Genomic DNA, 23,633 nt, shown 5'->3' on the forward strand with positions numbered 1-23,633 from the left:
CGTCGCAACCGCGGTTCAGATCTCCCGGTGATCCCCCTTCCGCAGCGGGCCGCACACGGACCGGCCGGCGTGCCGGGCTGCGGTGGGGCCGGCCGGCTGAGACACCAGGAACGGGTGCGCCGCGCCGTTGAGACTGCCACCAAGATCCGGCGGAACCCGGATGCGCAACCCCGGAGCGCATCCGACCGTTTTCCGCCGGTACCTGCCCGGCCGACGGCGGATCGCGAGGACACCCCGATATCCCCGACCGCCGCTCTAGCCATGAGTCGATCATTGCGCGTGACAGTGGTCGCAGCCATGCGGCGTTCGGGCGGTATTACCATCGGAGGCGCATACGCAGAGTCACCGATTTTGATCCGGGAAAGGCGACCGTCACCGTGCCGACCGAAGTCGTTCCGCGCACCATCCGCATCGCGGGTGTCCTGACCACCCTGCAGGGGGTGGCCGGGCTGATCTTCGTCGTGGCGCTGCTCGTCCGCAGCACCGCGCCCGACCTTGGGGGAGTAGGGCAGTTCGAGCGCGGCCAGATGTACGGCGAGGCCGGGTACTACACGCTGCTGGCAGGAGGTGTCCTGGCCGCGGGCATTGGCCTGTGGAAGGGCAAGCACTGGGCGCGCACGCCCGCCCTGCTGATGCAGCTGCTGCTGTTGGGCACCGCCTGGTACGCGTTCGGGCCGTCCTCGCAGCCGATGATCGCATTGGTGATCGCGGTGCCGGCGGTCGCGGTGCTGTGGTTCCTGTTCAACCGGGAGGGGCGGGCCTGGTCCTTCTCGTCGAGCACCGCCCCCGACGCCGATCGCGACGAATGAGCGGGCGCGTCAGGCGCTGAAGTTGCGCAGCGCGTCGCCGGTGAGGCGGTACACGGTCCACTCGTCCATCGGGATCGCGCCGACCGCCTTGTAGAAGTTGATCGAAGGCTCGTTCCAGTTCAGCACGGACCACTCCAGCCGCGCGTAGCCGCGCTGGACGCACTCCTGCGCCAGGGTCTGCAGCAGCGCCTTGCCGAGGCCCGAGCCGCGGTGCTCGGGGCGGACGTAGAGGTCCTCCAGGTAGATGCCGTGCACGCCTTCCCAGGTGGAGAAGTTCAGGAACCACAGCGAAAGGCCCACGACCGCACCGTCCACTTCGGCCACGTGGCCGAACAGCGCCGGCGCCGGGCCGAACAGCGCGTCCCGCAGCTGCTGCTCGGTCAGGTGGCACAGCTCCGGGGCCTTCTCGTAGAGCGCGAGTTCGTGCACCAGCTCGACCATGGCGGGTACGTCGGCTCGGGTCGCCCGGCGGATCATCGATACCTCCACATGAGTTGCGTCGCCCCAGGATATTCGGGGGCGCGCACCAGCCGGCGCAACGGATTACCCGGTCAGCCCTGCTGCCAGGGCGGGATGTTCGACCGCTCCACCTGCGGGACGCCGCGCTCGTGGCCAAGCACCGTGATCCCGGCGGGATCCAGCGCGAAGCGCACCCCTGAAGTGGCAGACAGCCCCAGCCAGCGCGCGATCAGGCAGCGGCTGAAGTGGCCGTGCCCCACCAGGACCACGTCGGAACCGGTGTCCGCGATGCGGGTCAGCAGCTTGTCGGCGCGCGCGGTGACGTCCGCAGCCGTTTCCCCGCCCGGGCAGGGGTGCGTCCACACCGTCCAGTCCGGCACCTGCTCGCGGATCTGCTGGGCGGTCAGTCCTTCGTAGTCGCCGTAGTCCCACTCGGCGAGCAGCGGTTCGGTGACCACATCGGCCAGCCCGGCCAACGTCGCCGTGCGCTGGGCGCGCTGCCGGGGGCTCGCGAGCACTACGACCGGCCCGGCCGGGCGCAACGCGGAGAGCGTCTGCCCGGCCTGCCGCGCCCGCAGCTCGCCCTCGACCGTCAGCGGGATGTCGGAACGACTGGTGTGCTGACCGGTCTGGGACCATTCGGTCGTGCCGTGCCGGAGGACGTAAACGCGATGCTCATCCTGTGCCACGGCTCCGAGCGTAACCGCGCTGCGCGGGGCCTACCGTTCAAGCGCCGTGGCCACCAGCGCGGGACCTGCCTTCTCGGGTGAGCCGGCGTCGAACGGCGGCTGCGGGTCGTACTCCAGCATCAGCTGGATCATCTTCGCGGTGTCCTCGCCCCAGAGCTCGGCGGCCAGCGACAGCGCCATGTCGATGCCCGCGGACACCCCGGCGCCGGTCACGACCTTCCCGTCGAAGACGACCCGCTCGGTCGCTACCTCGGCGCCCAGCTCGGCCAGCACCTCGCGCGTCGCCCAATGCGTCGTCGCGCGCTTCCCGGCCAGCGCACCGGCCTTCGCCAACAACAGGGAACCGGTGCACACCGAGGTCGTCCACGTCGCACCGCGGCGAGCCACGAGACCAGTGCCTCGTCGTCCAGCGCCGCGCGCCAGGCGGAGCTGCCGGGGACGACCACGACATCGGGCCGGTCGAGTTCGGCGAAGGTCGTCGTCGGCTGGATCGGCAGCCCGGAGTCGCAGCGCACGGTGCTACGGTCCGCCGCGACGAAGTGCGGGGTGACGCCAGAATGCCCGGCCAGGGTCTCGTACGGGCCGATCAGGTCGAGCGCGGTGAACTTGTCGTAATGTCCACAGTGGATCTCCTTCATCCTGCGGTGCGGAAGCGGTCTCGGTAGGCGCTCGGCCGGACGCCGAGCAGGTTGCGGAGGATCTGCTCGGCGTGGGTCCAGAGCAGGGCGCTGCCCGCATCGGGGACGAGGTGGTGCCGGGCGGTCGGGATCCGCCGGGCCAGCGTGGCGCCGAGGTCGGGGGAGTGGCTCGGGCTGGTGTCCAGCTGCCCGTACCAAAGGTCGACGAGGACGCCCATGTCTTCCACCGCGAACAGCCAGCGGCTCATGGCAGCGCGGTGTCGCGGGCATACCCCGCCGGGCCTTGCGTGAAACCGTCGGCCATGGCTTGGCGGAAGGCGCGTTCGAACCGCGGCTCCCAGTAGACGGCGAGGTCTGTCTCCGGGCTGAAGGCGGTGATCAGGCTCCACAGCCGGTCCGGGTCGCCGAACTCGGTGAAGGATTCCTCCGCCGCGGCCGGGTCCGCGGCGACCGCGTCGACCATGTTCCGAAGGTCGGCGGGAAGCGGCTGCTCGAGCGCGGTGAACTCGTCCGCCCCGGCGACGATCGCGGCTCGGTCCGCGACACCTGCCGCCGCGCAGGTCATGGCGAACGGGCCGCCGGCCGAGTAGCCGACGACCGAGAGATCGTCGATCCCCGATCCGGCGGCGAATTCGTCGACGTCGTCGGCCCAGTTGCGAAGCGTGCGGCCGGGTGCGGGATCGGAGGCGCCCAAGCCGGGGCGGTCCACCGAGATCAACCGAACTCCCAGCGCATCGACGACGTCGGTGCCGAACCCGAGCCGCCGGCTCGTCGCGACCCCGGGGCACAGCAGGACCGCAACGCCGTCCGCCGGACCCCACTCGGCACAGGCCAGGCGGCGCCCGTCGGAGAGTTCGTGCTCCCCGAGCCGCGTCGGTTCCGAAACGTCCACGGGTGTCAATTGTGGACATCCCCGCGCGCGGGCGCATTCGATTTCCGCCCGGCCTGGGAGTTGTCAGGAGAGGTGGACGTCGATGGACGGCCAGCCGCCGTCGTCGGAGAACCGGGTTCCCCAGTAGAACGGGTTCAGCTCGAGCAGCGTCCGCGCCGACCAACCCGAGGGACTTCCCGGATCCGCCACCGCGACCTGGACGCCGGGACCCCACAGCGCGAGCCTCTCCTGGCAGGTGCCGCACGGCGCGAGCACGGGATAGCCGTCGCTGCCGGGCCATTTGCTGATGCAGACGGATGCGGTGACGCGTTTGCCGAGCGTGTACGCCTGGCAAAGCGCGCCCGTCTCGGCGCACAAGGTGACCGCGGCGTTGAGGTTGTCGAGGCTGATGCTGGTCAGGATCTGGCCGTCGTCGAGCCGAACCGCGGCCGCCACGGCCTGCACAGCGTTCCGCCAACGGCGCTCCACCAGTTCGATGGCCGCGTCCACCAGTCGTTGATCGAGTCCCATCCGGGCAGTCTGCCCGGGCCGAAGACCGGGCCGGAAGGCGCACGACGAAAAGGACGCCGACCCGCGGAGTCGTCCCCGCTGGTCGGCGTCCTCCCGGAACTGCGGCGCTCAGCCCTGCTTGGTCTCCCAGAAGATCTTGTCGATCTCGGCGATGTAGTCGAGCAGCTGCTGACCGGTTTTGGCCTGCATGGAACCCTTGGTCCCGGCCGCGCCCGCGGCCTTGGTGGCCTTGTTGATCAGCTCGTGCAGCTGCGGGTACTTCTCGAAGTGCGGCGGCTTGAAGTAGTCGGTCCACAGCACCCACAGGTGGTGCTTGACCAACTCGGAGCGCTGCTCGGCGATCAGAATCGCGCGAGTGCGGAACTCCGGGTCCTCATTGGCCGCGTACTTTTCCTGGATCGCCTTGATGGACTCAGCTTCGATCCGCGCCTGCGCCGGGTCGTACACGCCGCACGGCAGGTCGCAGTGCGCGGTCGCCTCTAGGCGGGGGCTGAGGATTCGCGACAGGAGTCGCATGATTCCTCCCTGACAGTGAGTGCTCCGACAGGCCCGACCCTACTCTTGAAGATCCTCGACGTCCTACTGGAGGTGGCTGTGAAATCCCTCGGGCGCTGGCCCTGGCGGCGGTTGCTGGTGCGCGGGCCGTCCATGGTTCCCACCCTGCGGGATCGCGACGTGGTGCTGCTGCGGCTTCGAGGTTCCGCCCGGCCGGGCAACGTCGTGCTGGTGCGTTGGGCCCGGCGCCCGGGGCAGTTGTCGGTGAAGCGCGCGCTGCGCCGCGAAGGCGATGGCTGGCACGTCGAGGGTGACAACAACTTCGGCTCGACGGACTCGCGAGAGCTCGGCCCGGCCGAGGTGCTCGGCGTCATCCGGTGGCGCCTCTGGCCGAAGCCGGGCCGCTTGCGGTGACCGTTCAGCCGGTGCTGCGCAGGCTTTCGTAGTGGGCGAGGCATGTTTCGTAGTCCGGAAGCAGGCCCTTGTCGGCGGCTTCTGCCAGGCTCGGGGCGGCCCGGTCCTTTTCAGACAGGATCGGTTCGCCGTCGAGGTCGGACCACGGCAGCGCGAGTTCCGGATCGAACGGGTCGATGCCATGCTCGGCGGCCGGGTTGTAGGGCGTCGAGCAGAGGTAGGTCATCACGGTGTCGTCGGTCAGCGCGGCGAACGCGTGCCCGAGTCCTTCGGCCAGGTAGACGGCGCGGTACTCGGTGTCGTCGAGCCGGACCGCTTCCCAGTGGCCGAAGGTCGGGGAACCGGCCCGGATGTCGATGACCACGTCGAGCAGCGCGCCCTGCGGGCAGTACACGTACTTCGCTTGGCCCGGCGGCACGTCCGAGAAGTGCACGCCGCGGATGACGTTGCGCGCCGAGACGCTGTGGTTGGTCTGCGCGACTCGCAGCGGGTGCCCCGTGGCGTCGACGAACGCCGCCTCCTGGAACGGGGCCACGAACAGGCCCCGGTGGTCGGGGAAGGCCTTCGGGGTGAACTCGTATGCACCTGTGATCTCAAGTCGGCGTACCTGCACGGCCGAAAGCCTATGAGGTTGGCTGGATTGCGGTTCGCTGGGGCGGAGTTGATATGGGTTATGCGAGCCATTGACATCCGGTTTCAAAACGGACGTACGTACTGCGAAATGGGGCACCGAAACCGGACGTACGTACTGCCGCAATCCCGATCCAAATAGGACGTGCGTACTGCCAAGTTGGTTTGACAAATTGTTGAATCTGCTGGTGAGGTTGTGTGATCCCGGTCGCTGACAGTGATCTCGCGGCCTGGCACACTGTTCGAACCGCAGCGTCCGCCGAGCCGCTGTCCGACCAGGGCGGCAGGTCTCGGTCATTTCAAGACGTTCGCCTGTCCGGCGCGCAAGGGCAGGCAACGTCGCACGGGTGGCGAAGTGCCACCCGGTCCGCCCGGCCTGGAATGCGTCCGGGCCGCAGGCATGGCTACAGGAGGGACGCCGTGACCACCGTGAACGACAGCACCGCGAGCGGAGTCGGTGCCGAATTGACCAACGAGGAGATCTTCGCGGCGCACGAGGGCGGCAAGCTCGCCGTCGGAGTGACCGCGCCGCTGGATTCCGTGCGGGATCTGTCGATCGCTTACACCCCGGGCGTGGCGCAGGTCAGCCGCGCAATCGCCAGCGACCCGGCGCTGGCCGACCGCTACACCTGGACGCAACGGCTGGTGGCCGTGGTCAGCGACGGCACCGCGGTGCTCGGCCTGGGCGACATCGGGCCGCGGGCCTCGCTGCCGGTGATGGAGGGCAAATCGGCGCTGTTCAAGACCTTCGCCGGCCTCGACTCGATCCCGCTGGTGCTGGACACCACCGACGTCGACGAGATCGTGGAAACCCTGGTCCGGCTGCGCCCGTCGTTCGGCGCGGTCAACCTGGAGGACATCTCCGCGCCGCGCTGCTTCGAGCTGGAGCGCCGGGTCGCCGAGGCGCTGGACTGCCCGGTCATGCACGACGACCAGCACGGCACCGCAGTGGTCGTGCTGGCCGCGCTGCGCAACGCCGCCAAGGTCGTCGACCGAGAGCTGGAATCGCTGCGAGTGGTGATCTCCGGCGCGGGCGCGGCCGGTGTGGCCTGCGCGAAGATCCTGCACACCGCCGGTGTCGAGGACATCATCGTGCTCGACTCGCGCGGTGTGGTCCACTCCGCGCGGGACGGCCTGACGCCGGTCAAGCAGGAACTGGCCGAGTTCACCAACCCGCGCGGCATCACCGGCGGGCCTGCGGAGGCGTTGCGTGGCGCCGACGTGGTGATCGGGGTCTCGGTCGGGCAGCTCCCGGAGGAGCTCGTGGCGACGATGTCCGACGACGCCATCGTGTTCGCGCTCTCCAACCCGGACCCGGAGATCCACCCGGACGTCGCCCGGCGGCACGCCAAGGTGGTCGCCACCGGCCGCAGCGACTTCCCGAACCAGATCAACAACGTGCTGGCGTTCCCCGGCATCTTCAAGGGAGCGCTGGACGTCGGGGCGCGCGACATCACCGACGGCATGAAGGTCGCGGCGGCCGAGGCGATCGCGGCGGTCGCCGCCGACGACCTCAGCGCGGACCACATCGTGCCCAGCCCGCTGGACCCGCGGGTGGCGCCGGAGGTCAGCGCGGCGGTCGCGAAGGCGGCGCGAGCCGACGGCGTCGCAACCGCGTGAGCCGTCGAGGCTGTCGTTCCGGGGCCGGACAGCGGTAGGTTCGGCTTGCAGCGGCGGGGCCGGGGGAGCCGGGCAGCGGCTCCCCCGGCCCCGCCGCATCGGCGGCCGACAACCGAATTTCGTCGGTCGGCGTCATCATGTCGGGCGACGGCTGTCACTCCTCCAGGGAATCGGTCCGCGCCCCGGCACCATGGCGTTACTGCCGGTGCGTGGACAGGTAAGGTCAGCTGCACGGTTCGCTGTGTTGCACGTCACTCGCCGGTGGCGTGTCGGGCGTCCGCGGGCGGCGGCCGGGTGGCTGCTACGCAGGAGGGGTGCTGTTGACCGAGCGGAGCGAGAGGCACCGGACGACCTCCGGCGGTCTCGGCCTGGCCGGTGCCCGCGCCGAGGCGTTCGCGCTGGTTCCCCTACCGGCCGCACCGGCCCTGCTCAGCACCAAGGACGGCGTCGTGGTGCGGGCGACGGAGCAGGCCGCGAAGCTCGCCGGCGAAACCAGCCCCGCCACCCTGGTCGGCTGCCGGCTCGCGGATCTGGTGGCGCGCGACGGGCAGGTTTCGCTGCTGCGGGCGCGCGGCGGCCGGATCCCGGTCCGCCCGCTGAGCTGGCCGCACGCCGACGACGAACGGCTGCGCGTCACGGTGCTGATCGACGTTTCGGATCTGACCGAGGCCTCGCCGGAGACGTCCAGGGACTCCGAGAACGAGCGGCGTTGGCTGATCGAGGCGCAGCGGATCGCGAAGGTCGGCAGCTGGGTGTTCTACCCGGAAACCGGTGAGCTGTACCAGAGTCCGGTGCTCACGGAATTCCTCGGCGGCTCCGGTGCGGAGGACGCCACCGACGCCTTGTCGATGATCGCGGCGACCCATCCCGAGGACCAAGACCGCGCCGAGGAGTTCTACACCGAGGTGCTCACCGCCCCCGAAGGAGAACTGCTGGAGGTCGAGCTTCGCGACCTGCCCGGCAAGCGGATCTACCTCTGCACCGGGCGCGCCGAGTACAACCGCTCCGGCCGGGTGGAGCGGGTGCAGGGCACCGTTCAGGACATCACCGAGAACCGGGCTCTGGAGCGCCAATTGCGCGACGAGCGGCGCAAGCTGCAGGACGCGCAGCGGATCGCCCGGCTCGGCACGTGGGAGTGGAATCCGCGCAGCGATGTCTTCCGGTTGTCGCGGATGCTGCACGAGATCATCGGCAAGCCCACCACCGCGCACACCACCTTCGGCACCTACCTGGAACGGGTGCACCCGGACGACCAGGAGTGGGTCCGGCAGGCGTGGCAGCCGCTGAAGGAGCAGCACGAGCCGATCGAGGTCGAGCACCGCTACGTGCGCATCGACGGCACGATGCGGATCCTCCGCCTGCACGGCACCGCGATCCGGGACGCGGACGGCCAGGCCGTCCTGGTCGGCACCGTCCAGGACGTCACCGAGCAGCGCGCCGTGGTGACCCGCATGGAGCGGTCCAGCCAGCGCTTCACCGACCTGGTCAGCATCACGCCGGTCGGGATCGGCCTGTTCGACCGGGCGGAGCGGCTGGTCGACGCAAACGACGCGCTGTGCGACCTGCTCGGCTACCGCCTGGAGCAGCTGCGCGGCATGACGGTCCCGGACATCACGCACCCGGACGAGCTGGAGACCGGCCTGCCCACGCCCGCCGAGCGGCCGGGCATCCGGCGCCGGGTGCCGCAGCGGGTGTTGGTGCGCTCCGACGGCGAGCCGGTGTACTGCGAGCTGCACACATCCTCGTCGGTGCAGGACGACGGCACCCAGTTCTGGCTGGTGGTGTTCCAGGACATCACCGAGCGGCGACGCGCGTCCGAAGCCCTGCGCTACCAGGCCACCCACGACGACCTGACCGGGTTGCCGAACCGGGCGGCGGTCAAGGACCTGCTCAGCCACCTGCTCGGGCGCGCCGACTCGCACCGCGTCGCGGTGCTGTTCTGCGATATCGACAACTTCAAGCGGGTGAACGACTCGCTGGGCCACGACGCCGGGGACGAGCTGCTGGTCGCGCTGGCGCGGCGGCTGGAAGGCGGACTGCCGGACGGTTGCACGGCCGCCCGGCTTTCGGGCGACGAGTTCGTGATCATCTGCCAGGACATCGAGGCGGTCGGCGGCGTCGATTCCCTGGCCACCAGGGTTTCCGGGCTGCTGCGCACCGCGGTACCGGTGCACGGCCAGCTGATCCGGGTATCGGCGTCGATCGGCGCCGCCGTGCCCAACGGGTCGCGTGCCGGCGGCGAGGACCTGTTGCGGTTCGCCGATGCGGCAATGTTCGAGGCGAAGCGCCGCGGCGCCGGCAAGGTCTCGCTGGCCAGCCCCGCGCTGATGGCCTCGGCGGACCGGCAGCTGCACCTGGAGGGGCAGCTGCGGGAGGCGCTGAACAACGACGGCCTCGTCCTGCACTACCAGCCGGTGGTGAATTCCGACGGCGCGGTGGTCACCGCCGAAGCGCTGGTGCGTTGGCCGCATCCGGATCGCGGGATGCTCGCGCCGGACGCGTTCCTGCCGGTCGCGGAGCAGGGCGACCTGTTGCGGGAGCTCGATCGCTGGGTACTGCGGACCGCGCTCCGGGAGGCGGCGACGTGGCCTGCGCGCGGCGGCCGCCAGGCGGGCGTCGCGGTGAACCTGGCGGGTCTGGTGCCGGGTGGTCCGGAGTTCGTCGACGCGGTCGCCGACATCGTCGCCGAGACCGGCATCGCCTGGGACCGGGTGATCCTGGAGCTGGTGGAGACGGCGCTGGCGGACCTGCCGTCGCGGACCCGGCACGAGATGGGCGAGCTGGTCGCGCGCGGCGTGCGGTTCGCCGTCGACGACTTCGGCACCGGCTACTCGTCGCTGGCCCGGCTGAAGGACCTGCCCGCGCAGATCATCAAGGTGGACCGCAGGTTCGTCGCCGGGGTCGGCGGCGACGCCTCGGACTTCGCGGTGGCGCGGGCGGTCGTGGACATGGCCCGCGCGATGGGCCGCCTGTGCGTGGCCGAGGGCGTGGAGACGGCGACGCAGTTCCACGTGCTGTGCGGGGTCGGGGTGGACGCCTACCAGGGGTGGCTGTTCTCCGGAGCGATCCCGGCCCACGAGCTCCGCGACCTCCTCGAACGAGGCCCGCTGCCCATCCCGGGAACGTGTGAACGAGGCCGTCCCGTTGCGCCTTGAAGCTAGGCCCCAGCCGGTGTTTGCTGGTAGATGCCCGTGAGTGTTTGTGGGTGCTATAGCCCCCACAAACACTCACGGGGTCTTAACTGCGGAAACGAGGCGCTACGCGGTTGTCGAGCGGACGAGTTCGGCGATCCGGTGGCGGGGCAGGTCGATCAAGCGCAGGTCCAGGTCGTCCGCGTTGGGCGCGAGCTCGGCGATGCGGTCCTTGGCCTCGCGCTTGGTCAGGCTCTCGTCGGAGTAGGTGATCAGGCCTTCCCGCCAGATGTTGCCGACCTTGCCGTGCGCCCGGTTCAGCAGGTAGCGCGCCACCGACGGGGTTTCCATCGCGTCCGCCACCACGACCGCGTGCTTCGAGTCCGGGCTGCTGCGGTGGAACCGCAGCCGGTACTTCGCCGCGACGAGCTCCGACAGGGCGTGCTGCGCGCGCTCGCTGGTGATGTCCGGGTGGTTGTTGTCGACCACGAATCCGGCGCGTTCGGCGTTGCACGCCAACAGCATCCGCAGCAGCCACGGCCCCGGATCGTTGCGCAGGTCGAACACCGGTGCGCCCTGCTGCTGCCGGATCGGCCGGGGCCAGCCAGGATCCCGCAACGTCGCGACCGGGCCGCCGACGCGCTCGCCGACAGCCTCCAGGAACTCCGTCGGCGCCGAGGCCTCCAACGCCTCCACCGACTGGGGGCCGTGCGTGTAGATCCCCGGCGCTTGGCGCAGGGCCAGCTTGCGGGTGTGCGCGGTCGGCTGGCATACGTACAGGTCGCTCGCGCTGCCGATGGCCTGCGCCCCGAAGTACCGGTGGAAACGGGGCAGGATCGCCTCGAACACCATGCCCAGCCGCAGCAATTCCTGCTGCACCTTGTGCCCCAGCGCCGGGGTCCGCGCGCTGTAGCCGTAGGCGATCAGGAGCCGGCTGTTCGGGCCAGCCAGGCATTCGGCGGCCCGCGTGGCGAACAGCCCGATGCCCTCCGGGGTGTAGGGCGGATCGGTGAACACCAGGTCCGCGCAGCCTTCCAGCACCGGCGGCACCCCGAACCGCAGGTCGGCGTGCAGGGTGCGGATGGCGAAGCCCTGTTCGGCCGCGACCGAGTCGATGTGCGCCAGGATCCGTTCGTCGAGGTCCACCACGGTCACCGACGCCGATGGCACGACCAAGCTCAACGCTAACGACGTCAGGTCGTGATCGCCCAGGCAGAGTAGCTGCGCGCCGCGCAGGTCGTAGTTGTCGCGCAGCCATTCGGCGCGGCGCAGCGCGGTTTCCGGCGTAGCCGTCACGTGGTCGAGCGTCGCGGCGGGCGCCGGGCCGCTCTCGACGAAACCGCGCATCCGCTCCAGCTGCTCGGCCCCAGCGGGCGGGGCGGGGCGCAGCTCGTCCAGCGCGAAGCGCTGCCGGTAGCGGTCGCGCGTTTCCGGCGTCAGCCGGTACGTCTCGCCGGTGGCTTCGACGTCGGGCCCGGCGGCGGCGAGCAGGTCCTCGACCGTGCGCCGCGCGACGGCCGTCCTGCGGATCAACTCGTCGAGCGGCAGCGCGCCTTCGGCGAGCTGGGCGAGGATCTCGCGCAGCCGTCGGGCGAGGACTCCGGCGTCGGCGAGTACCGCGTGCACGGCGTCGATGGGCTCGGGAGTTGCGGGGTGCTGAGCAGTGTTCATCGGATTCCCAACCTTACGGCGTGCCCCGCGGCGCCGCCGCCGCGCCGGGCTCCCAATCGGTGGGATGGTGCAGCTGGGACACCCCGAGAAGATCACGCGACGGTATCGGTCGATCGCACGATTGCACCGATCGAGCTAGGGTCGGCCAGGTTTGGGGGACCGCGACGATCTACGAGGGGGCTCGGGTGATCGAGTTCCAGGCCGTGCGCAAGCAGTACGGCAACGGCACTGTCGCCGTCCACGAGCTGAGTCTGTCGGTGCAGACCGGCACTATCACCGTGCTGGTGGGGCCGTCCGGGTGCGGCAAGACCACCTTGATGCGGATGGTGAACCGGATGATCGCGCCGTCGTCGGGGAAGGTGCTGGTGGGCGGCACCGATGTGCGCGAGCGCGATCCCGCTCAGCTGCGCCGCGGCATCGGCTACGTCATCCAGCAGGCCGGGCTGTTCCCGCACCGCAACGTGCTCGACAACGTGGCGACGGTGCCGCTGCTGCACGGTCGCAGCAAGCAGGAGGCGCGACGGCGGGCCGGTGAGCTGCTGGAGCTGGTGGGGCTGCCGCAGGAGTTGGGCAAGCGCTACCCGGCCCAGCTCTCCGGCGGTCAGCAGCAGCGCGTCGGGGTGGCCCGGGCATTGGCCGCCGACCCGCCGGTGCTGCTGATGGACGAGCCGTTCAGCGCGGTGGACCCGGTGGTGCGGGAGGGCCTGCAGGACGAGCTGCTGCGACTGCAGGACGAGCTGGACAAGACAGTGCTGTTCGTCACCCACGACATCGACGAGGCCGTGAAGCTGGGCGAGAAGGTCGCAGTGCTGCGCCAGGGCGGGCACCTCGCCCAGTACGCCCGGCCCGACGACCTGCTCGCCGACCCGGCGGACGACTTCGTGACGGCCTTCGTCGGCCGGGACCGCGGCTACCGGCGACTGTCCTTCGTGGACTCCGAAGGCGTGCGCCCGGAGCCGGTGGCCACGGTCGAGCTGGGTACGAACGTGCCGCCGGAACCGCGTTGGCGCTTGGCGGTCGACGGCGACGGCCGACCGCGGGGCTGGCTCCCGCCCGGGTCTAATGTGGATGGGGAGCTCGCCGAGGCGCAGCTCGTCGCTGGCGGGTCGCTCTACACCGAGCACACCCCGCTGCGCGGCGCCCTCGACGCAGCGCTGTCCGCGCCGTCCGGACAGGGTGTCGTCGTCGACGGCGATGGCCGGTTGGTCGGTGTGATCACCACCGACCACGTGCTCGACGTGATCGCACAGCACCGCCGCAGCGTCGGCGAAGGGCTGCCATGATCGATTTCTTCGAGAGCCCCAGCAACCGGGAAATGGTGCTCAGCCAGCTCGGCCAGCACATCTACCTCGCGCTGGTGCCGCTGCTGCTCGGCGTGCTGGTGGCGTTGCCGCTGGGGCGCCTCGCGCAGCAGGTGCGCTGGCTGCGCGGCTTGCTGCAGGGCGGGGCCAACGTCTTCTACACGATCCCGTCGCTGGCCCTGTTCGTGATCATCCCCGGGCTGGTGGGGACGCCGCTGCTGTCCTCGGTCAACGTGATCATCGCTCTGACGCTCTACACCGCGGCGCTGCTGGTGCGGCCGGTCCGGGACGCGCTGGACTCGGTGCCCGCCCACATCGTTACCGCCGCGACGGCGATGGGGTACCGGCCCGGACGGCGGTTCCTCGCCGTGGAGCTGCCGCTGGCGGTGCCGGTTCTGGTCGCGGCGGTCCGGGTCGCGTCGGTCAGCAACATCAGCCTGGTCAGCGTCGGTGCACTGGTCGGCATCGGCGGTCTGGGACGGCTGTTCACCGCCGGATTCCAACTGGACTACCCGGAGCAGATCGTCATCGGCATCGTGCTCACCCTGTTGCTGGCCCTGGTGGTCGACCTGCTGCTGGTGGCGTTGTGGCGGCGGTTGACGCCGTGGGCGCGGGCGGCGGTGAGCCGCGCATGATCAGCGAGCTGATCGCCTGGTTGACCGACCCGGCGCATTGGACCGGGCCGGGCGGGATCCTGGCGCAGACCCTGCTGCACCTGTACTACTGCGTGGTCTCCGTCGCCGCCGCATCCGTGGTGGCCGTGCCGCTGGGTGTCTACATCGGACACTCCGGGCGCGGCGCGGTTCTCGTGGTGGGGGTCAGCAACGCGATGCGGGCGCTGCCGACGTTGGGCGTGGTGACGCTGCTGGTGCTGAACTTCGGGCTCGGGGAGGGCCCGGCGCTGGCCGGGCTGGTCATTCTCGCGATCCCGGCGATCCTCTCCGGCACCTACGCGGGGGTCCGCAACGCGCCCGCCGACGCGGTCGATGCGGCCAAGGGCATGGGGATGACGCCCGTGCAGCGGCTGTGGCAGGTGGAGCTGCCGACCGCGTTGCCGCTGCTGTTCGGCGGGGTGCGCAGCGCGATGCTGCAGGTTGTCGCCACCGCGGCGGTCGCGGCCTACGTCGGGCTCGGCGGGCTGGGGCGGATCCTGCTGGACGGGCTGAAGATCAGCGACTACGCGCAGATGGCCTCGGCCGCGATCGTCATCGCGGTGCTCGCGGTCCTGCTCGACTTGGTGTTGGCCGGCGCGACCCGGCTGTTGGTGCCGCGCGGTCTGGTGCTGGCCGCCCGACGAGGAGGTAAGGATTGATGAAGCGGTTGCTGATTTGCGCCGCCGCGGCGGCGTTGCTGCTGACCGGCTGCGGTTCGCAGAACCCGTTGGAGGCCAACCGGAACCAGGGCGGCGCGCTGGTGGTCGGCTCGGCCGATTTCGCCGAGAGCGAGCTGCTGATGAACATCTACGCCGAAGCGCTGAAGACCACCGGCGCCGAGGTGGAGACCCGGCCGCGCATCGGCGCCCGGGAGTTCTACGTGAACGCGGTGCGCAACGGGGAGCTCTCGGTGGTCCCCGACTACACCGGGAACCTGCTGAAGTACCTGAACCCGCAGGCGTCGGCGACCGAGCCCCAGCAGGTCTACGAGCAGCTCAAGCAGTCCGTGCCGGGCGAGATGGAGCTGCTGGAGCAGTCCCCGGCCGAGGACTCCGACGTGCTGACCGTCACCGCCGCCACCGCCGGTACCGGGGTGCGGTCGATGGCTGATCTCGGGCCGCGCTGCGGCGAATTCGTGCTCGGCGCGCCGGCGGAGTGGAAGTCCCGCTGGGAAGCCAAGATCGCGGAGGACTACGGCTGCCGGTTCAAGGAGATCCGCCCCGTCGAGGCGGGCACCATCACGGTGGACGCGTTGACGTCCGGCCAGATCCAGGTGGCGAACCTGTTCACCACCTCGTCGCAGATCGCGGCGAACAACCTGGTGAAGCTGGCAGACCCGAAGAACATGTTCCCGGCGCAGAACGTGGTTCCACTGGCGCACAAGGGGAAGCTGACCCCGCAGCAGGCCGAGGCGCTGAACAAGGTGTCCCGCGCCCTCGACACGGACAAGCTGACGGAGCTCAACCGGAAGATCGAGGTCGACAAGGCCAACCCGGCCGATGTCGCCAAGGAGTTCGTCGCCTCGGCCGGCCTCTGACGTTCAACCCATGTCGTGAGTGCGAAAACCGGTAAGGACTTGCCGGTTATCAACAGCTTTGTTGATCATGGTCGCCGTGTTGAGGGGCGGGCGAACCAAAATCTACGGCTTATTTGCCGGCAACTCCTTAGAGCCGGTTTGCGCACTCACGACACCGAGGCGTGCTGTTAGGCCGAGCGGCCGCTGATCCTGGTGGTCAGTTCCGCCGCCGTTCGGTGGACCTGGGTGGCCAGGTTCGGCCAGGTCTCGGCGCAGGGTTCGCCGCCCGGGGTTTCGCAGAAGTGGCGGAAGGTGACGCTGATCGCCGCGATGGGGCGGGCCCCGTGGTCGAACACCGCGCACGCCACCGAGGCGAAGCCCGCCGTCACGAAACCGTCCTCGATCGCCCAGCCGCGTCGGCGCTCCTCCGCCAGCAACCGGCGCAGTTCGGGCAGGTTCCGCGGGCCCCGGTCGGTCCGCCGCACGAACCGCTCGCTCGACGGCAGCAGGGCCCGCACGTGCGCGGCGGGCAAGTGCGCGAGCAGCGCGCGCCCGGACGCGGTCAGCTGCGCGGGCAGCCGGACGCCGACATCGGTTACCAGCGTCTGCGGCTGGGACGGGCGTTCCTTGATCAAGTAGAGCGACTCGCCGCCGTGCAGGACGCCAAGGTGCGCGGTGCGGCCCACCTCATCCACCAGCCGGCGCAGCAGCGGCCCGGCGAGGCGTTCCAGCGGGTCGTGGCGCAGGTAGGCCGAGCCGAGCTCGAAGGCCGCCATGCCCAGCCCATAGCGCCGCTCCTCCGGCAGGTGGGTCACGAATCCGGCGGCGACCAGCTCGGCCAGCAGGTGGTAGGTCGTCGACCGGGGCAGGTCCAGGTCACGGGCGATGACCACGGCCGACACCGGCCCGGCGCGGCCCGCGAGCACCCGCAGGATGGCCAGCCCGCGTCGCAACGCGGGAACGTCGCTGCTGCCGCCCACGACCCTCCGTTCGGGGTTGGTGTCTGGAACTCCAGACACTCTCACCCTAACCGGGCTTCTGCCGACGGCGCAGTAGCGCTGATATGGAGTTATGCAGGACAACGTGCTCAATGTCGGTCCGGAGCCGCTCGACCGCGACGAGGTAGTCGACGTCGCCCGCGGCGGCACGCGCGTGGAACTGACCCGGCTCGCCGAGCACGGCATAGCCGCGACGCGGAAGCACATCGAAGCGCTGGCCGCCGAGCCGCGCCCCACCTACGGGGTGTCGACCGGGTTCGGTGCGCTGGCCGTGCGGCACATCCCCAGCGACCGGCGCGCCGCCCTGCAGCAGTCCTTCGTGCGCTCGCACGCGGCGGGCGCCGGCCCGGCCGTCGAACCGGAGGTGGTACGGGCCCAGATGCTGCTGCGCCTGCACACGATCGCGACTGGGCGCACCGGCGTCCGCCCGGAAACCGCGCACGCGCTGGCCGGGATGCTCAACGCCGGCATCGTGCCGGTGGTGCATGAATTCGGCTCGCTCGGCTGCTCCGGAGACCTCGCGCCGCTGGCGGCCGTCGCGCTCGCCCTGACCGGCGAAGGCGACGTCTTCGACGCCTCGGGGCGGCTCCGCCCGGCCGCCGAGGCGCTGGCCGACGCCGGGATCGAGCCCGTGGTGCTCGCGGAGAAGGAAGGCCTGGCGCTGACCAACGGCACCGACGGCATGCTCGGCATGCTGGTGCTCGCGCTGGACGACCTGTCCGCGCTGCTGGACGTGGCCGATGTGACGGCGGCGATGAGCGTGGAGGCGCTGCTGGGCACCGACCGTGCGTTCGCCGCCGACCTGCAGCGCCTGCGCCCGCACCCGGGGCAGGCGGTTTCCGCGGCGCGGATGTTGGCGCTGCTGGCGAATTCGCAGATCGTGGCCAGTCACCGCGGGCCCGAGTGCACGCGCGTGCAGGACGCGTATTCGCTGCGGTGCGCACCGCAGGTGCACGGCTCGGCCCGGGACGCCGTCGGCTACGCCGAGACCGTGGCGGATCGGGAGCTCGCGGCCGCCATCGACAACCCGGTCGTGCTCGACGACGGCCGGGTGGAGTCCAACGGCAACTTCCACGGTGCCCCGTTGGCCCATGCGCTGGACTTCCTCGCCATTCCGCTGGCGGACGTCGCGAGCATGGCCGATCGCCGCACCGACCGGATGCTCGACGTCGCACGTTCGCACGGGCTGCCCGCGTTCCTCGCCGATGACCCGGGCGTCGACTCCGGGCACATGATCGCGCACTACACGCAGGCAGGGGTGGTCGCCGAGCTGAAGCGGCTCGCGGTCCCGGCGTCGGTCGATTCGATCCCGACGAGCGCGATGCAGGAGGACCACGTGTCGATGGGCTGGTCCGCTGCGCGCAAGCTCCGCCGCGGCATCGACGGCCTGACGACGGTGCTCGCGATCGAGATGCTGACCGCCGCGCGAGCCCTGGACCTGCGCGCCCCGCTGGAGCCGGGCCCAGCCACCGGCGCGGTGCGGGACCTGCTGCGCACCCGGGTCCCGGGCCCCGGAGCCGACCGCCACATCGCGCCGGAGATCGCCGCGGCCGAAGAACTGATCCGTTCCGGCGCGGTGCGCGAAGCCGTCGCCGGCTTCACAAATTCCACAGTGGACCGGAGGGTGTCATGAGCGAAGCCCGACCCGTGCGCGCCCCGCGCGGGACGACGCTGACCGCGCGCAGCTGGAGCACCGAAGCGCCGCTGCGGATGCTGCAGAACAACCTCGATCCGGAGGTCGCGGAGCGGCCCGACGACCTCGTCGTCTACGGCGGCACCGGCAAAGCGGCCCGGAACTGGGCCTCGTTCGACGCGATGGTCCGGGAACTGACCACGCTGCGCGAGGACGAGACGCTGCTGGTGCAGTCCGGCAAGCCGGTCGGCGTCCTGCAGACCCACGAGTGGGCGCCGCGGGTGCTCATCGCCAACTCCAACCTGGTCGGCGACTGGGCGAACTGGACGGAGTTCCGCCGCCTCGACGCGCTCGGCCTGATGATGTACGGGCAGATGACCGCCGGGTCGTGGATCTACATCGGCACCCAAGGCATCCTGCAGGGCACCTATGAGACGTTCGCGGCGATCGCGGCCCGCCGCTTCGGCAGCAGCCTCGCGGGCACCCTGACCATCACCGCCGGTCTCGGCGGCATGGGCGGCGCGCAGCCGCTGGCGGTGACGATGAACGACGGCGTCGCACTGGTCGTCGAGTGCGACCCCGAGCGCGCGCACCGCCGGGTCCGGCACGGCTACCTCGACGAGGTCGCCGGCGACCTCGACGCCGCGATCGAGAAGGCCGTCGCCGCGAAGAACGACCGGCGCGCCTACTCGGTCGCCGTGATCGGCAACGCCGCCGAGCTGCTGCCCGAGATGCTGCGGCGCGGCGTGCCCGCGGACATCGTGACCGACCAGACCTCCGCGCACGACCCGCTGTCCTACCTGCCGCTGGGCGTCGACCTGGCCGACTGGCGCGACTGCGCGGCCAAGAAGCCCGACGAGTTCACCGAGCGGGCGCGCGATTCGATGGCCAAGCACGTCGAGGCGATGGTCGGGTTCCTCGACGGCGGCGCCGAGGTCTTCGACTACGGCAATTCGCTGCGCGGCGAGGCCGAGCTCGGCGGCTACGAGCGGGCCTTCGCCTACCCGGGCTTCGTGCCCGCCTACATCCGGCCGCTGTTCTGCGAGGGCAAGGGCCCGTTCCGGTGGGCGGCGCTGTCCGGCGACCCGGCCGACATCGCCAAGACCGACCAGGCGATCCTCGACCTGTTCGGCGACGACGAGCACCTGGCGCGGTGGATCCGGCTGGCCGGCGAGAAGGTTTCGTTCCAGGGGCTGCCCGCGCGGATCTGCTGGCTCGGCTACGGCGAGCGGGCCGAGGCGGGCCTGCGGTTCAACGAGATGGTGGCCTCCGGCGAGCTCGAGGCGCCGCTGGTGCTCGGGCGGGACCACCTGGATTGCGGGTCGGTGGCCTCGCCGTACCGGGAGACCGAGGCGATGTCCGACACCTCGGACGCGGTCGCGGACTGGCCGCTGCTGAACGCCCTGGTCAACACGGCCTCCGGCGCGACGTGGGTGTCGCTGCACCACGGCGGCGGGGTCGGCATGGGGCGGTCGCTGCACGCGGGCCAGGTCACGGTCGCCGACGGCACCGAGCTGGCCGCGCAGAAACTGGCGCGGGTGCTGACCAACGACCCGGGCATGGGCGTGATCCGGCACGTCGACGCGGGCTACGAGCGAGCGGACGAGGTCGCCGCCGAACGCGGCATCCGAACTCCGCTCGTCGGCTGAGCACCCGTGAGCGTTTTTGGGCGCTATAGCAACCAAAAACGCTCACGGCCTCGGAAAGATCCAGCGCGGGCAGTTCTGCCCGTGACGCGGGTGTTCGGGAAGGAGTGGCTGTGGCGGGACCGAACGAGTTGATGGCGGCCATCGCCGATGTCGGCGCGGACCGGCGCCGGGGCGGGTACTCCCGGCACGTCTTCGACGATGCCGAACGGGAGTTGCGCGAGTGGTTCTTCGAGCAGGCCGAGGCGCGCGACCTGCGGGTCACCACCGACCGGAACGCCAACATCTGGGCGTGGTGGGACGAGCCGGGCGATGACGCGGTGGTGACCGGCAGCCACCTCGACTCGGTGCCCGGCGGCGGGGCGTTCGACGGGCCGCTGGGCGTGGTCAGCTCGTTGAGCGCGGTGGACCTGTTGCGGGCCAAGGGTTTCACCCCCCGCAAGCCGCTCGCGGTGGTGGTCTTCGCGGAGGAGGAGGGCGGCCGGTTCGGCGTGCCATGCCTGGGGTCCAGGCTGCTGGCCGGGACCATCGACGCGGACCGGGCCCGCGCGCTCCGCGACCCGAACGGGGTGACGTTCGCCGAGGCCATGCGCTTCTTCGGCGCGGACCCGGCGCGGCTAGGGCGGGACGAGGAGGCGTTGCGGCGCATCGGGCAGTTCGTCGAGCTGCACGTCGAGCAGGGGCGCGGCCTGATCGACCTGCGGCGGCCGGTGGCGGTCGCGTCGTCGATCCTGGCGCACGGCAGGTGGCGATTCCGGTTCGGCGGCCAGGGAAACCACGCCGGCGCGACGCTGATCGCCGACCGCCACGACCCGATGCTGCCCGCATCGCGGCTCGTCCTCGAAGCGCGCCGGATCGCTGAAGGCGTCGACGGCGGACGGGCGACGGTGGGGCGGCTGGTCCCGAACCCCGGCGGCACCAACGTCATCGCGTCCGCTGTGGACGTGTGGTTGGACGCGCGGTCGCCGGACCACCGGTCGACGAGGTCCATCGTCGAGGACCTGTCCGGGGCGGCGGGGGAGTTCGCTGCCGCGGAGGGCTGCCAGGTCGAGGTGGTCGAGGAATCCTACGGGGACACCGTGCACTTCGACGCCGCGTTCCGCGACCAGCTCAGCGGCCTGCTCGACGACGCGCCGGCGTTGTCGACCGGGGCCGGGCACGACGCGGGGATCCTCACCGCCGAGGTGCCGACTGCGATGCTCTTCGTGCGCAACCCGACCGGCATCAGCCACGCCCCGGAAGAGCACGCGGAGCCCGGCGACTGCGATTCCGGTGCAAACGCGCTCGCCCGGGTCCTGGAAAACCTCGCGGGGTGACGCGGATGGCCACGTACTGGTGCGAATGGGCCTGGCTGCCGGGCGGCCCGGAGCGGGGCGTGCTCTTCGACGTCGATGGCGGCCGCATCAGCGCCGCAGGTTCGGCCCGAACCCCGCCCGAGCACGCCGAACGGCTGCCGGGAATGACGCTGCCCGGGCTCGCGAACGCGCATTCCCACGCCTTCCACCGGGCGCTGCGCGGCTGGCACAACGGCGCGCGCGGCACCTTCTGGACCTGGCGCGACCAGATGTACCAGGTGGCGGCGGTGCTGGACCCGGACAGCTACTACCGGCTCGCCCGCGGCGTCTACGCCGAGATGGCGCTTGCCGGGATCACCTGCGTCGGCGAGTTCCACTACGTGCACCACGCCGCGAGCGGAACCCGCTACGACGACCCGAACGCGATGGGCCACGCCCTCGTGCAGGCAGCGCAGGACGCGGGGATCAGGCTCACGCTGCTCGACACCTGCTACCTGGCAGGCGGTTTCGGCAGGTCACTGGACGGCGTGCAGCGGCGCTTCTCGGACGGCGCTGCGACTAGCTGGATCGACCGGATTGATAAGTACACTATGGACAGAGACCGGGTTCGCCTCGGAGCCGCGCTGCATTCGGTCCGCGCGGTGCCCGCCGAGGAGATCCCGGAGGTGGCGGGCTGGGCTCGCAAGAGCGAAGCGCCGTTGCACCTGCATCTTTCCGAGCGGCGCGCCGAGAACGAGGCATGTCTGGCGGCACATGGCTGCACGCCGACCCAACTGCTGGAATCGCACGGCGCGCTGGGCGCGGATGTGACGGCGGTGCACGCCACCCACCTGGCCGCATCCGATGTGGCGCTGCTGGGCGGTAGCGGTACCGAGGTGTGCCTGTGCCCGACGACCGAGGCCGACCTGGCCGACGGGATCGGTCCGGCGGCGGCGTTGCGCGTCGCGGGAAGCACGCTCGCGATCGGCAGCGACGGGCATTCGGTGATCGACCCGTTCGCGGAAGCCCAGGCCGTCGAGTCGTACTCGCGGCTGAACACCGAGACCCGCGGGCACTTCGCGGCCGACGAGTTGCTGGAGATGGCGACCACGGCCGGGCACCGGTCGCTCGGCTGGCCCGATGCGGGCTGGCTCGGCGTCGGCGCCCGCGCCGACTTCGTCGCCGTGGATCTCGGGTCGACCCGGCTGGCGGGCGTTGCGCCGGAGGCCGTCCCGGCGGTCGCGCGGGCCGACGACGTGCGGGTCGTGATCGCCGATGGTCGCCGCATCGTGCAGGACGGTCGCCACCAGGCGATCGACGCGGCGGGAGAACTCCACGACGCGATCAGCGCGCTCCGCGCGTAAGCAATTGGCGATACCAAGAGCGGAAAGCAAACAACGATGACAAGCACAGTTATTACTGGAATCGGCGAGCTGGCGACGAACGACGACGAGCTCGGCACGCTCACCGACGCCGCGCTGGTCATCGACCGTGACCGGGTCGTCTGGGCCGGGCCTGCGGCTAGCGCCCCGGACGCTGACGAGCGGTTCCACGCCGCCGGGCGAGCGGTCCTGCCGGGCTGGGTCGACAGCCACACGCACCTGGTGTTCGCCGGGGACCGCACCGCGGAGTTCGCCGCCCGGATGGCCGGAAAACCCTACCAGGCGGGCGGAATCGCGGTGACGGTAAGGGCGACGCGGGGCGCCACCGACGAGGAACTGGCAGCCAACCTGCGCAAGCACATCGCCGAAGCGGCGGCGCAGGGCACGACGTGCATGGAGACCAAGACCGGCTACGGGTTGACGGTCGCCGACGAGTTGCGGTCGGCGAAGATCGCCGCCGAAGCCGATGAGGTCACATTCCTCGGCGCGCACCTCGTGCCACCGGGCGAGGATGCGGACGCCTACGTGGACTTGGTGTGCGGGGAAATGCTCGATGCGGTGGCCCCGCACGTGGGTTGGTGCGATGTGTTCTGCGAGAAGGGCGCATTCGACGTCGACCAGTCCACACGGATCCTGGAAGCGGCCAAGGAACGCGGGCTGGGCTTGCGCGTGCACGGCAACCAGCTCGCGCCCGGGCCCGGCGTGCGGTTGGCCGTCGAGATGGGAGCCGCGAGCGTCGACCACTGCACCTATCTCCCGGAGTCCGATGTGGACGCGCTGGCCGGTTCTGAAACCGTGGCGACGCTGCTGCCCGCTTGCGACCTGTCGACGCGGCAGCCGTTGCCGGACGCCCGGGCGCTCATCGACGCTGGCGCCACGGTTGCCTTGGCATCCAACTGCAATCCCGGTTCCTCCTACACGTCGTCGATGGCGTTCTGCGTGACGACGGCTGTGCTGCAGATGCGGATGAGCATCGAGGAAGCGGTGCGCGCGGCGACCTGGGGAGGTGCACGTGCGCTGCGCCGGGAATCCGGCGATGGCGCGGTCGGCGTGCTCCGGCCCGGCGCGCGGGCGGACGTCCACATCCTCGACGCCCCGAGCACGACCTGGCTCGCCTACCGCCCCGGCGTCCCCCTCACCCACGCCGTCTGGCGCCGCGGCAACCGGATCCGCTGAACGCCGGCAGAGCACGGTTGCGCCTGCTCAGGACCCGTGAGTGGGTTCGGGCTATGGGGCTGTTCGGGATCTCGTTGTGCGGCAGCCGTGCGTGCT

At 70.9% G+C, this 23,633-nt stretch carries 24 protein-coding genes; 13 read left to right on the plus strand and 11 right to left on the minus strand.

Annotated features, from left to right (window positions below):
• The first annotated feature begins 377 nt into the window (after nucleotides 1-377).
• The gene (locus DL519_RS35670; protein ID WP_190821374.1) at nucleotides 378-809 is read left to right on the plus strand and encodes a hypothetical protein; all 432 of its coding nucleotides are present in this window, start codon (nucleotides 378-380) and stop codon (nucleotides 807-809) included.
• A gap of 9 nt (nucleotides 810-818) precedes the next feature.
• Here DL519_RS35670 and DL519_RS35675 read toward each other — a convergent pair whose 3' ends face one another.
• From DL519_RS35675 to sodN, 8 genes are all read right to left on the minus strand, one after another.
• Entirely contained in the window at nucleotides 819-1,286 is a 468-nt protein-coding gene (locus DL519_RS35675) for a GNAT family N-acetyltransferase (RefSeq protein WP_190821376.1), read from the minus strand.
• Nucleotides 1,287-1,360: 74 nt separating this feature from the next.
• Nucleotides 1,361-1,957, minus strand: coding sequence for an acid phosphatase (locus DL519_RS35680; RefSeq protein WP_190821378.1), 597 nt, complete (start codon nucleotides 1,955-1,957; stop codon nucleotides 1,361-1,363).
• A gap of 30 nt (nucleotides 1,958-1,987) precedes the next feature.
• Complete coding sequence (locus DL519_RS49155) at nucleotides 1,988-2,311, minus strand: DJ-1/PfpI family protein (protein ID WP_263399749.1); 324 nt, start codon at nucleotides 2,309-2,311, stop codon at nucleotides 1,988-1,990.
• Nucleotides 2,203-2,595, minus strand: a complete 393-nt coding sequence (locus DL519_RS49160; RefSeq protein WP_263399750.1) for a DJ-1/PfpI family protein — start codon at nucleotides 2,593-2,595, stop codon at nucleotides 2,203-2,205. The genes DL519_RS49155 and DL519_RS49160 overlap by 109 nt, the downstream gene beginning before the upstream one ends.
• Complete coding sequence (locus DL519_RS47695) at nucleotides 2,592-2,843, minus strand: hypothetical protein (RefSeq protein WP_223839947.1); 252 nt, start codon at nucleotides 2,841-2,843, stop codon at nucleotides 2,592-2,594. The genes DL519_RS49160 and DL519_RS47695 overlap by 4 nt, the downstream gene beginning before the upstream one ends.
• On the minus strand, nucleotides 2,840-3,487 hold the full coding sequence (locus DL519_RS35690; RefSeq protein WP_223839948.1) for an alpha/beta hydrolase: 648 nt from the start codon (nucleotides 3,485-3,487) through the stop codon (nucleotides 2,840-2,842). Before DL519_RS35690 ends, DL519_RS47695 begins: the two co-directional genes overlap by 4 nt.
• A 63-nt stretch (nucleotides 3,488-3,550) precedes the next feature.
• Complete coding sequence (locus DL519_RS35695) at nucleotides 3,551-3,997, minus strand: cytidine deaminase (protein WP_190821380.1); 447 nt, start codon at nucleotides 3,995-3,997, stop codon at nucleotides 3,551-3,553.
• 108 nt (nucleotides 3,998-4,105) lie between these two features.
• A complete protein-coding gene (sodN, locus tag DL519_RS35700) occupies nucleotides 4,106-4,513 on the minus strand; it encodes a superoxide dismutase, Ni (protein ID WP_168585227.1) in 408 nt (135 codons plus the stop codon).
• A 15-nt stretch (nucleotides 4,514-4,528) separates the two neighbouring features.
• On the opposite strand from sodN, the gene DL519_RS35705 reads away from it, so the two are divergent.
• On the plus strand, nucleotides 4,529-4,906 hold the full coding sequence (locus tag DL519_RS35705; RefSeq protein WP_223839949.1) for a S24 family peptidase: 378 nt from the start codon (nucleotides 4,529-4,531) through the stop codon (nucleotides 4,904-4,906).
• Nucleotides 4,907-4,910: 4 nt separating this feature from the next.
• Here DL519_RS35705 and DL519_RS35710 read toward each other — a convergent pair whose 3' ends face one another.
• Nucleotides 4,911-5,519 carry a dTDP-4-dehydrorhamnose 3,5-epimerase family protein gene (locus DL519_RS35710; protein WP_190821382.1) on the minus strand — a complete coding sequence of 203 codons (609 nt, stop codon included), beginning with the start codon at nucleotides 5,517-5,519 and terminating at the stop codon, nucleotides 4,911-4,913.
• A 437-nt stretch (nucleotides 5,520-5,956) separates the two neighbouring features.
• Here DL519_RS35710 and DL519_RS35715 point away from each other — a divergent pair, with 437 nt between their 5' ends.
• Both DL519_RS35715 and DL519_RS35720 read left to right on the plus strand, forming a co-directional pair.
• Nucleotides 5,957-7,156, plus strand: a complete 1,200-nt coding sequence (locus DL519_RS35715) for an NAD(P)-dependent malic enzyme (protein ID WP_190821384.1) — start codon at nucleotides 5,957-5,959, stop codon at nucleotides 7,154-7,156.
• Between the two features lie 314 nt (nucleotides 7,157-7,470).
• Nucleotides 7,471-10,311 (plus strand): sensor domain-containing protein, encoded by a 2,841-nt coding sequence (locus DL519_RS35720; protein ID WP_223839950.1) that lies wholly within the window; start codon nucleotides 7,471-7,473, stop codon nucleotides 10,309-10,311.
• Nucleotides 10,312-10,413: 102 nt separating this feature from the next.
• Here DL519_RS35720 and DL519_RS35725 read toward each other — a convergent pair whose 3' ends face one another.
• Complete coding sequence (locus DL519_RS35725; RefSeq protein WP_190821386.1) at nucleotides 10,414-11,958, minus strand: bis-aminopropyl spermidine synthase family protein; 1,545 nt, start codon at nucleotides 11,956-11,958, stop codon at nucleotides 10,414-10,416.
• A 185-nt stretch (nucleotides 11,959-12,143) separates the two neighbouring features.
• On the opposite strand from DL519_RS35725, the gene DL519_RS35730 reads away from it, so the two are divergent.
• The 4 genes from DL519_RS35730 to DL519_RS35745 are packed head-to-tail and all read left to right on the plus strand — an operon-like array spanning nucleotide 12,144 to nucleotide 15,449.
• The gene (locus DL519_RS35730) at nucleotides 12,144-13,241 is read left to right on the plus strand and encodes an ABC transporter ATP-binding protein (protein WP_190821388.1); all 1,098 of its coding nucleotides are present in this window, start codon (nucleotides 12,144-12,146) and stop codon (nucleotides 13,239-13,241) included.
• Nucleotides 13,238-13,894 carry an ABC transporter permease gene (locus tag DL519_RS35735; protein ID WP_190821390.1) on the plus strand — a complete coding sequence of 219 codons (657 nt, stop codon included), beginning with the start codon at nucleotides 13,238-13,240 and terminating at the stop codon, nucleotides 13,892-13,894. Before DL519_RS35730 ends, DL519_RS35735 begins: the two co-directional genes overlap by 4 nt.
• Nucleotides 13,891-14,571, plus strand: coding sequence for an ABC transporter permease (locus DL519_RS35740; protein WP_190821392.1), 681 nt, complete (start codon nucleotides 13,891-13,893; stop codon nucleotides 14,569-14,571). The genes DL519_RS35735 and DL519_RS35740 overlap by 4 nt, the downstream gene beginning before the upstream one ends.
• Nucleotides 14,571-15,449 carry an ABC transporter substrate-binding protein gene (locus tag DL519_RS35745; RefSeq protein WP_190821394.1) on the plus strand — a complete coding sequence of 293 codons (879 nt, stop codon included), beginning with the start codon at nucleotides 14,571-14,573 and terminating at the stop codon, nucleotides 15,447-15,449. Before DL519_RS35740 ends, DL519_RS35745 begins: the two co-directional genes overlap by 1 nt.
• A gap of 167 nt (nucleotides 15,450-15,616) precedes the next feature.
• On the opposite strand, the gene DL519_RS35750 is transcribed toward DL519_RS35745, so the two are convergent.
• Nucleotides 15,617-16,408 carry an IclR family transcriptional regulator gene (locus DL519_RS35750; protein ID WP_190821396.1) on the minus strand — a complete coding sequence of 264 codons (792 nt, stop codon included), beginning with the start codon at nucleotides 16,406-16,408 and terminating at the stop codon, nucleotides 15,617-15,619.
• Nucleotides 16,409-16,499: 91 nt separating this feature from the next.
• Between DL519_RS35750 and hutH the strand changes: the two genes are divergently transcribed.
• The 5 genes from hutH to hutI all read left to right on the plus strand — a co-directional run bounded on the left by hutH (nucleotide 16,500) and on the right by hutI (nucleotide 23,537).
• Nucleotides 16,500-18,059 (plus strand): histidine ammonia-lyase, encoded by a 1,560-nt coding sequence (gene hutH / locus DL519_RS35755; protein ID WP_190821398.1) that lies wholly within the window; start codon nucleotides 16,500-16,502, stop codon nucleotides 18,057-18,059.
• On the plus strand, nucleotides 18,056-19,708 hold the full coding sequence (gene hutU, locus DL519_RS35760) for a urocanate hydratase (RefSeq protein ID WP_190821400.1): 1,653 nt from the start codon (nucleotides 18,056-18,058) through the stop codon (nucleotides 19,706-19,708). The genes hutH and hutU overlap by 4 nt, the downstream gene beginning before the upstream one ends.
• A 110-nt stretch (nucleotides 19,709-19,818) precedes the next feature.
• Nucleotides 19,819-21,021 carry an allantoate amidohydrolase gene (locus tag DL519_RS35765; protein WP_397545010.1) on the plus strand — a complete coding sequence of 401 codons (1,203 nt, stop codon included), beginning with the start codon at nucleotides 19,819-19,821 and terminating at the stop codon, nucleotides 21,019-21,021.
• Between the two features lie 5 nt (nucleotides 21,022-21,026).
• Complete coding sequence (locus DL519_RS35770) at nucleotides 21,027-22,343, plus strand: formimidoylglutamate deiminase (RefSeq protein WP_190821402.1); 1,317 nt, start codon at nucleotides 21,027-21,029, stop codon at nucleotides 22,341-22,343.
• Between the two features lie 36 nt (nucleotides 22,344-22,379).
• Nucleotides 22,380-23,537, plus strand: coding sequence for an imidazolonepropionase (hutI, locus tag DL519_RS35775; protein WP_190821404.1), 1,158 nt, complete (start codon nucleotides 22,380-22,382; stop codon nucleotides 23,535-23,537).
• Nucleotides 23,538-23,633 lie beyond the last annotated feature (96 nt).

The sequence above is a fragment of the Saccharopolyspora pogona genome, from assembly GCF_014697215.1.
Taxonomy (GTDB): Bacteria; Actinomycetota; Actinomycetes; order Mycobacteriales; family Pseudonocardiaceae; genus Saccharopolyspora; species Saccharopolyspora hattusasensis.

Excerpts from the sequence above, each read along its gene's own strand:
- hutU (WP_190821400.1), top strand. The coding sequence starts at position 18,056 with ATGAGCGAAGCCCGACCCGTGCGCGCCCCGCGCGGGACGACGCTGACC.
- DL519_RS49160 (WP_263399750.1), bottom strand. The coding sequence starts at position 2,595 with ATGAAGGAGATCCACTGTGGACATTACGACAAGTTCACCGCGCTCGAC.
- DL519_RS47695 (WP_223839947.1), bottom strand. The coding sequence starts at position 2,843 with ATGAGCCGCTGGCTGTTCGCGGTGGAAGACATGGGCGTCCTCGTCGAC.
- hutI (WP_190821404.1), top strand. The coding sequence starts at position 22,380 with ATGACAAGCACAGTTATTACTGGAATCGGCGAGCTGGCGACGAACGAC.
- DL519_RS35740 (WP_190821392.1), top strand. The coding sequence starts at position 13,891 with ATGATCAGCGAGCTGATCGCCTGGTTGACCGACCCGGCGCATTGGACC.
- DL519_RS35745 (WP_190821394.1), top strand. The coding sequence starts at position 14,571 with ATGAAGCGGTTGCTGATTTGCGCCGCCGCGGCGGCGTTGCTGCTGACC.
- DL519_RS35735 (WP_190821390.1), top strand. The coding sequence starts at position 13,238 with ATGATCGATTTCTTCGAGAGCCCCAGCAACCGGGAAATGGTGCTCAGC.
- DL519_RS35675 (WP_190821376.1), bottom strand. The coding sequence starts at position 1,286 with ATGATCCGCCGGGCGACCCGAGCCGACGTACCCGCCATGGTCGAGCTG.
- hutH (WP_190821398.1), top strand. The coding sequence starts at position 16,500 with ATGCAGGACAACGTGCTCAATGTCGGTCCGGAGCCGCTCGACCGCGAC.
- DL519_RS35725 (WP_190821386.1), bottom strand. The coding sequence starts at position 11,958 with ATGAACACTGCTCAGCACCCCGCAACTCCCGAGCCCATCGACGCCGTG.
- sodN (WP_168585227.1), bottom strand. The coding sequence starts at position 4,513 with ATGCGACTCCTGTCGCGAATCCTCAGCCCCCGCCTAGAGGCGACCGCG.
- DL519_RS35770 (WP_190821402.1), top strand. The coding sequence starts at position 21,027 with ATGGCCACGTACTGGTGCGAATGGGCCTGGCTGCCGGGCGGCCCGGAG.
- DL519_RS35695 (WP_190821380.1), bottom strand. The coding sequence starts at position 3,997 with ATGGGACTCGATCAACGACTGGTGGACGCGGCCATCGAACTGGTGGAG.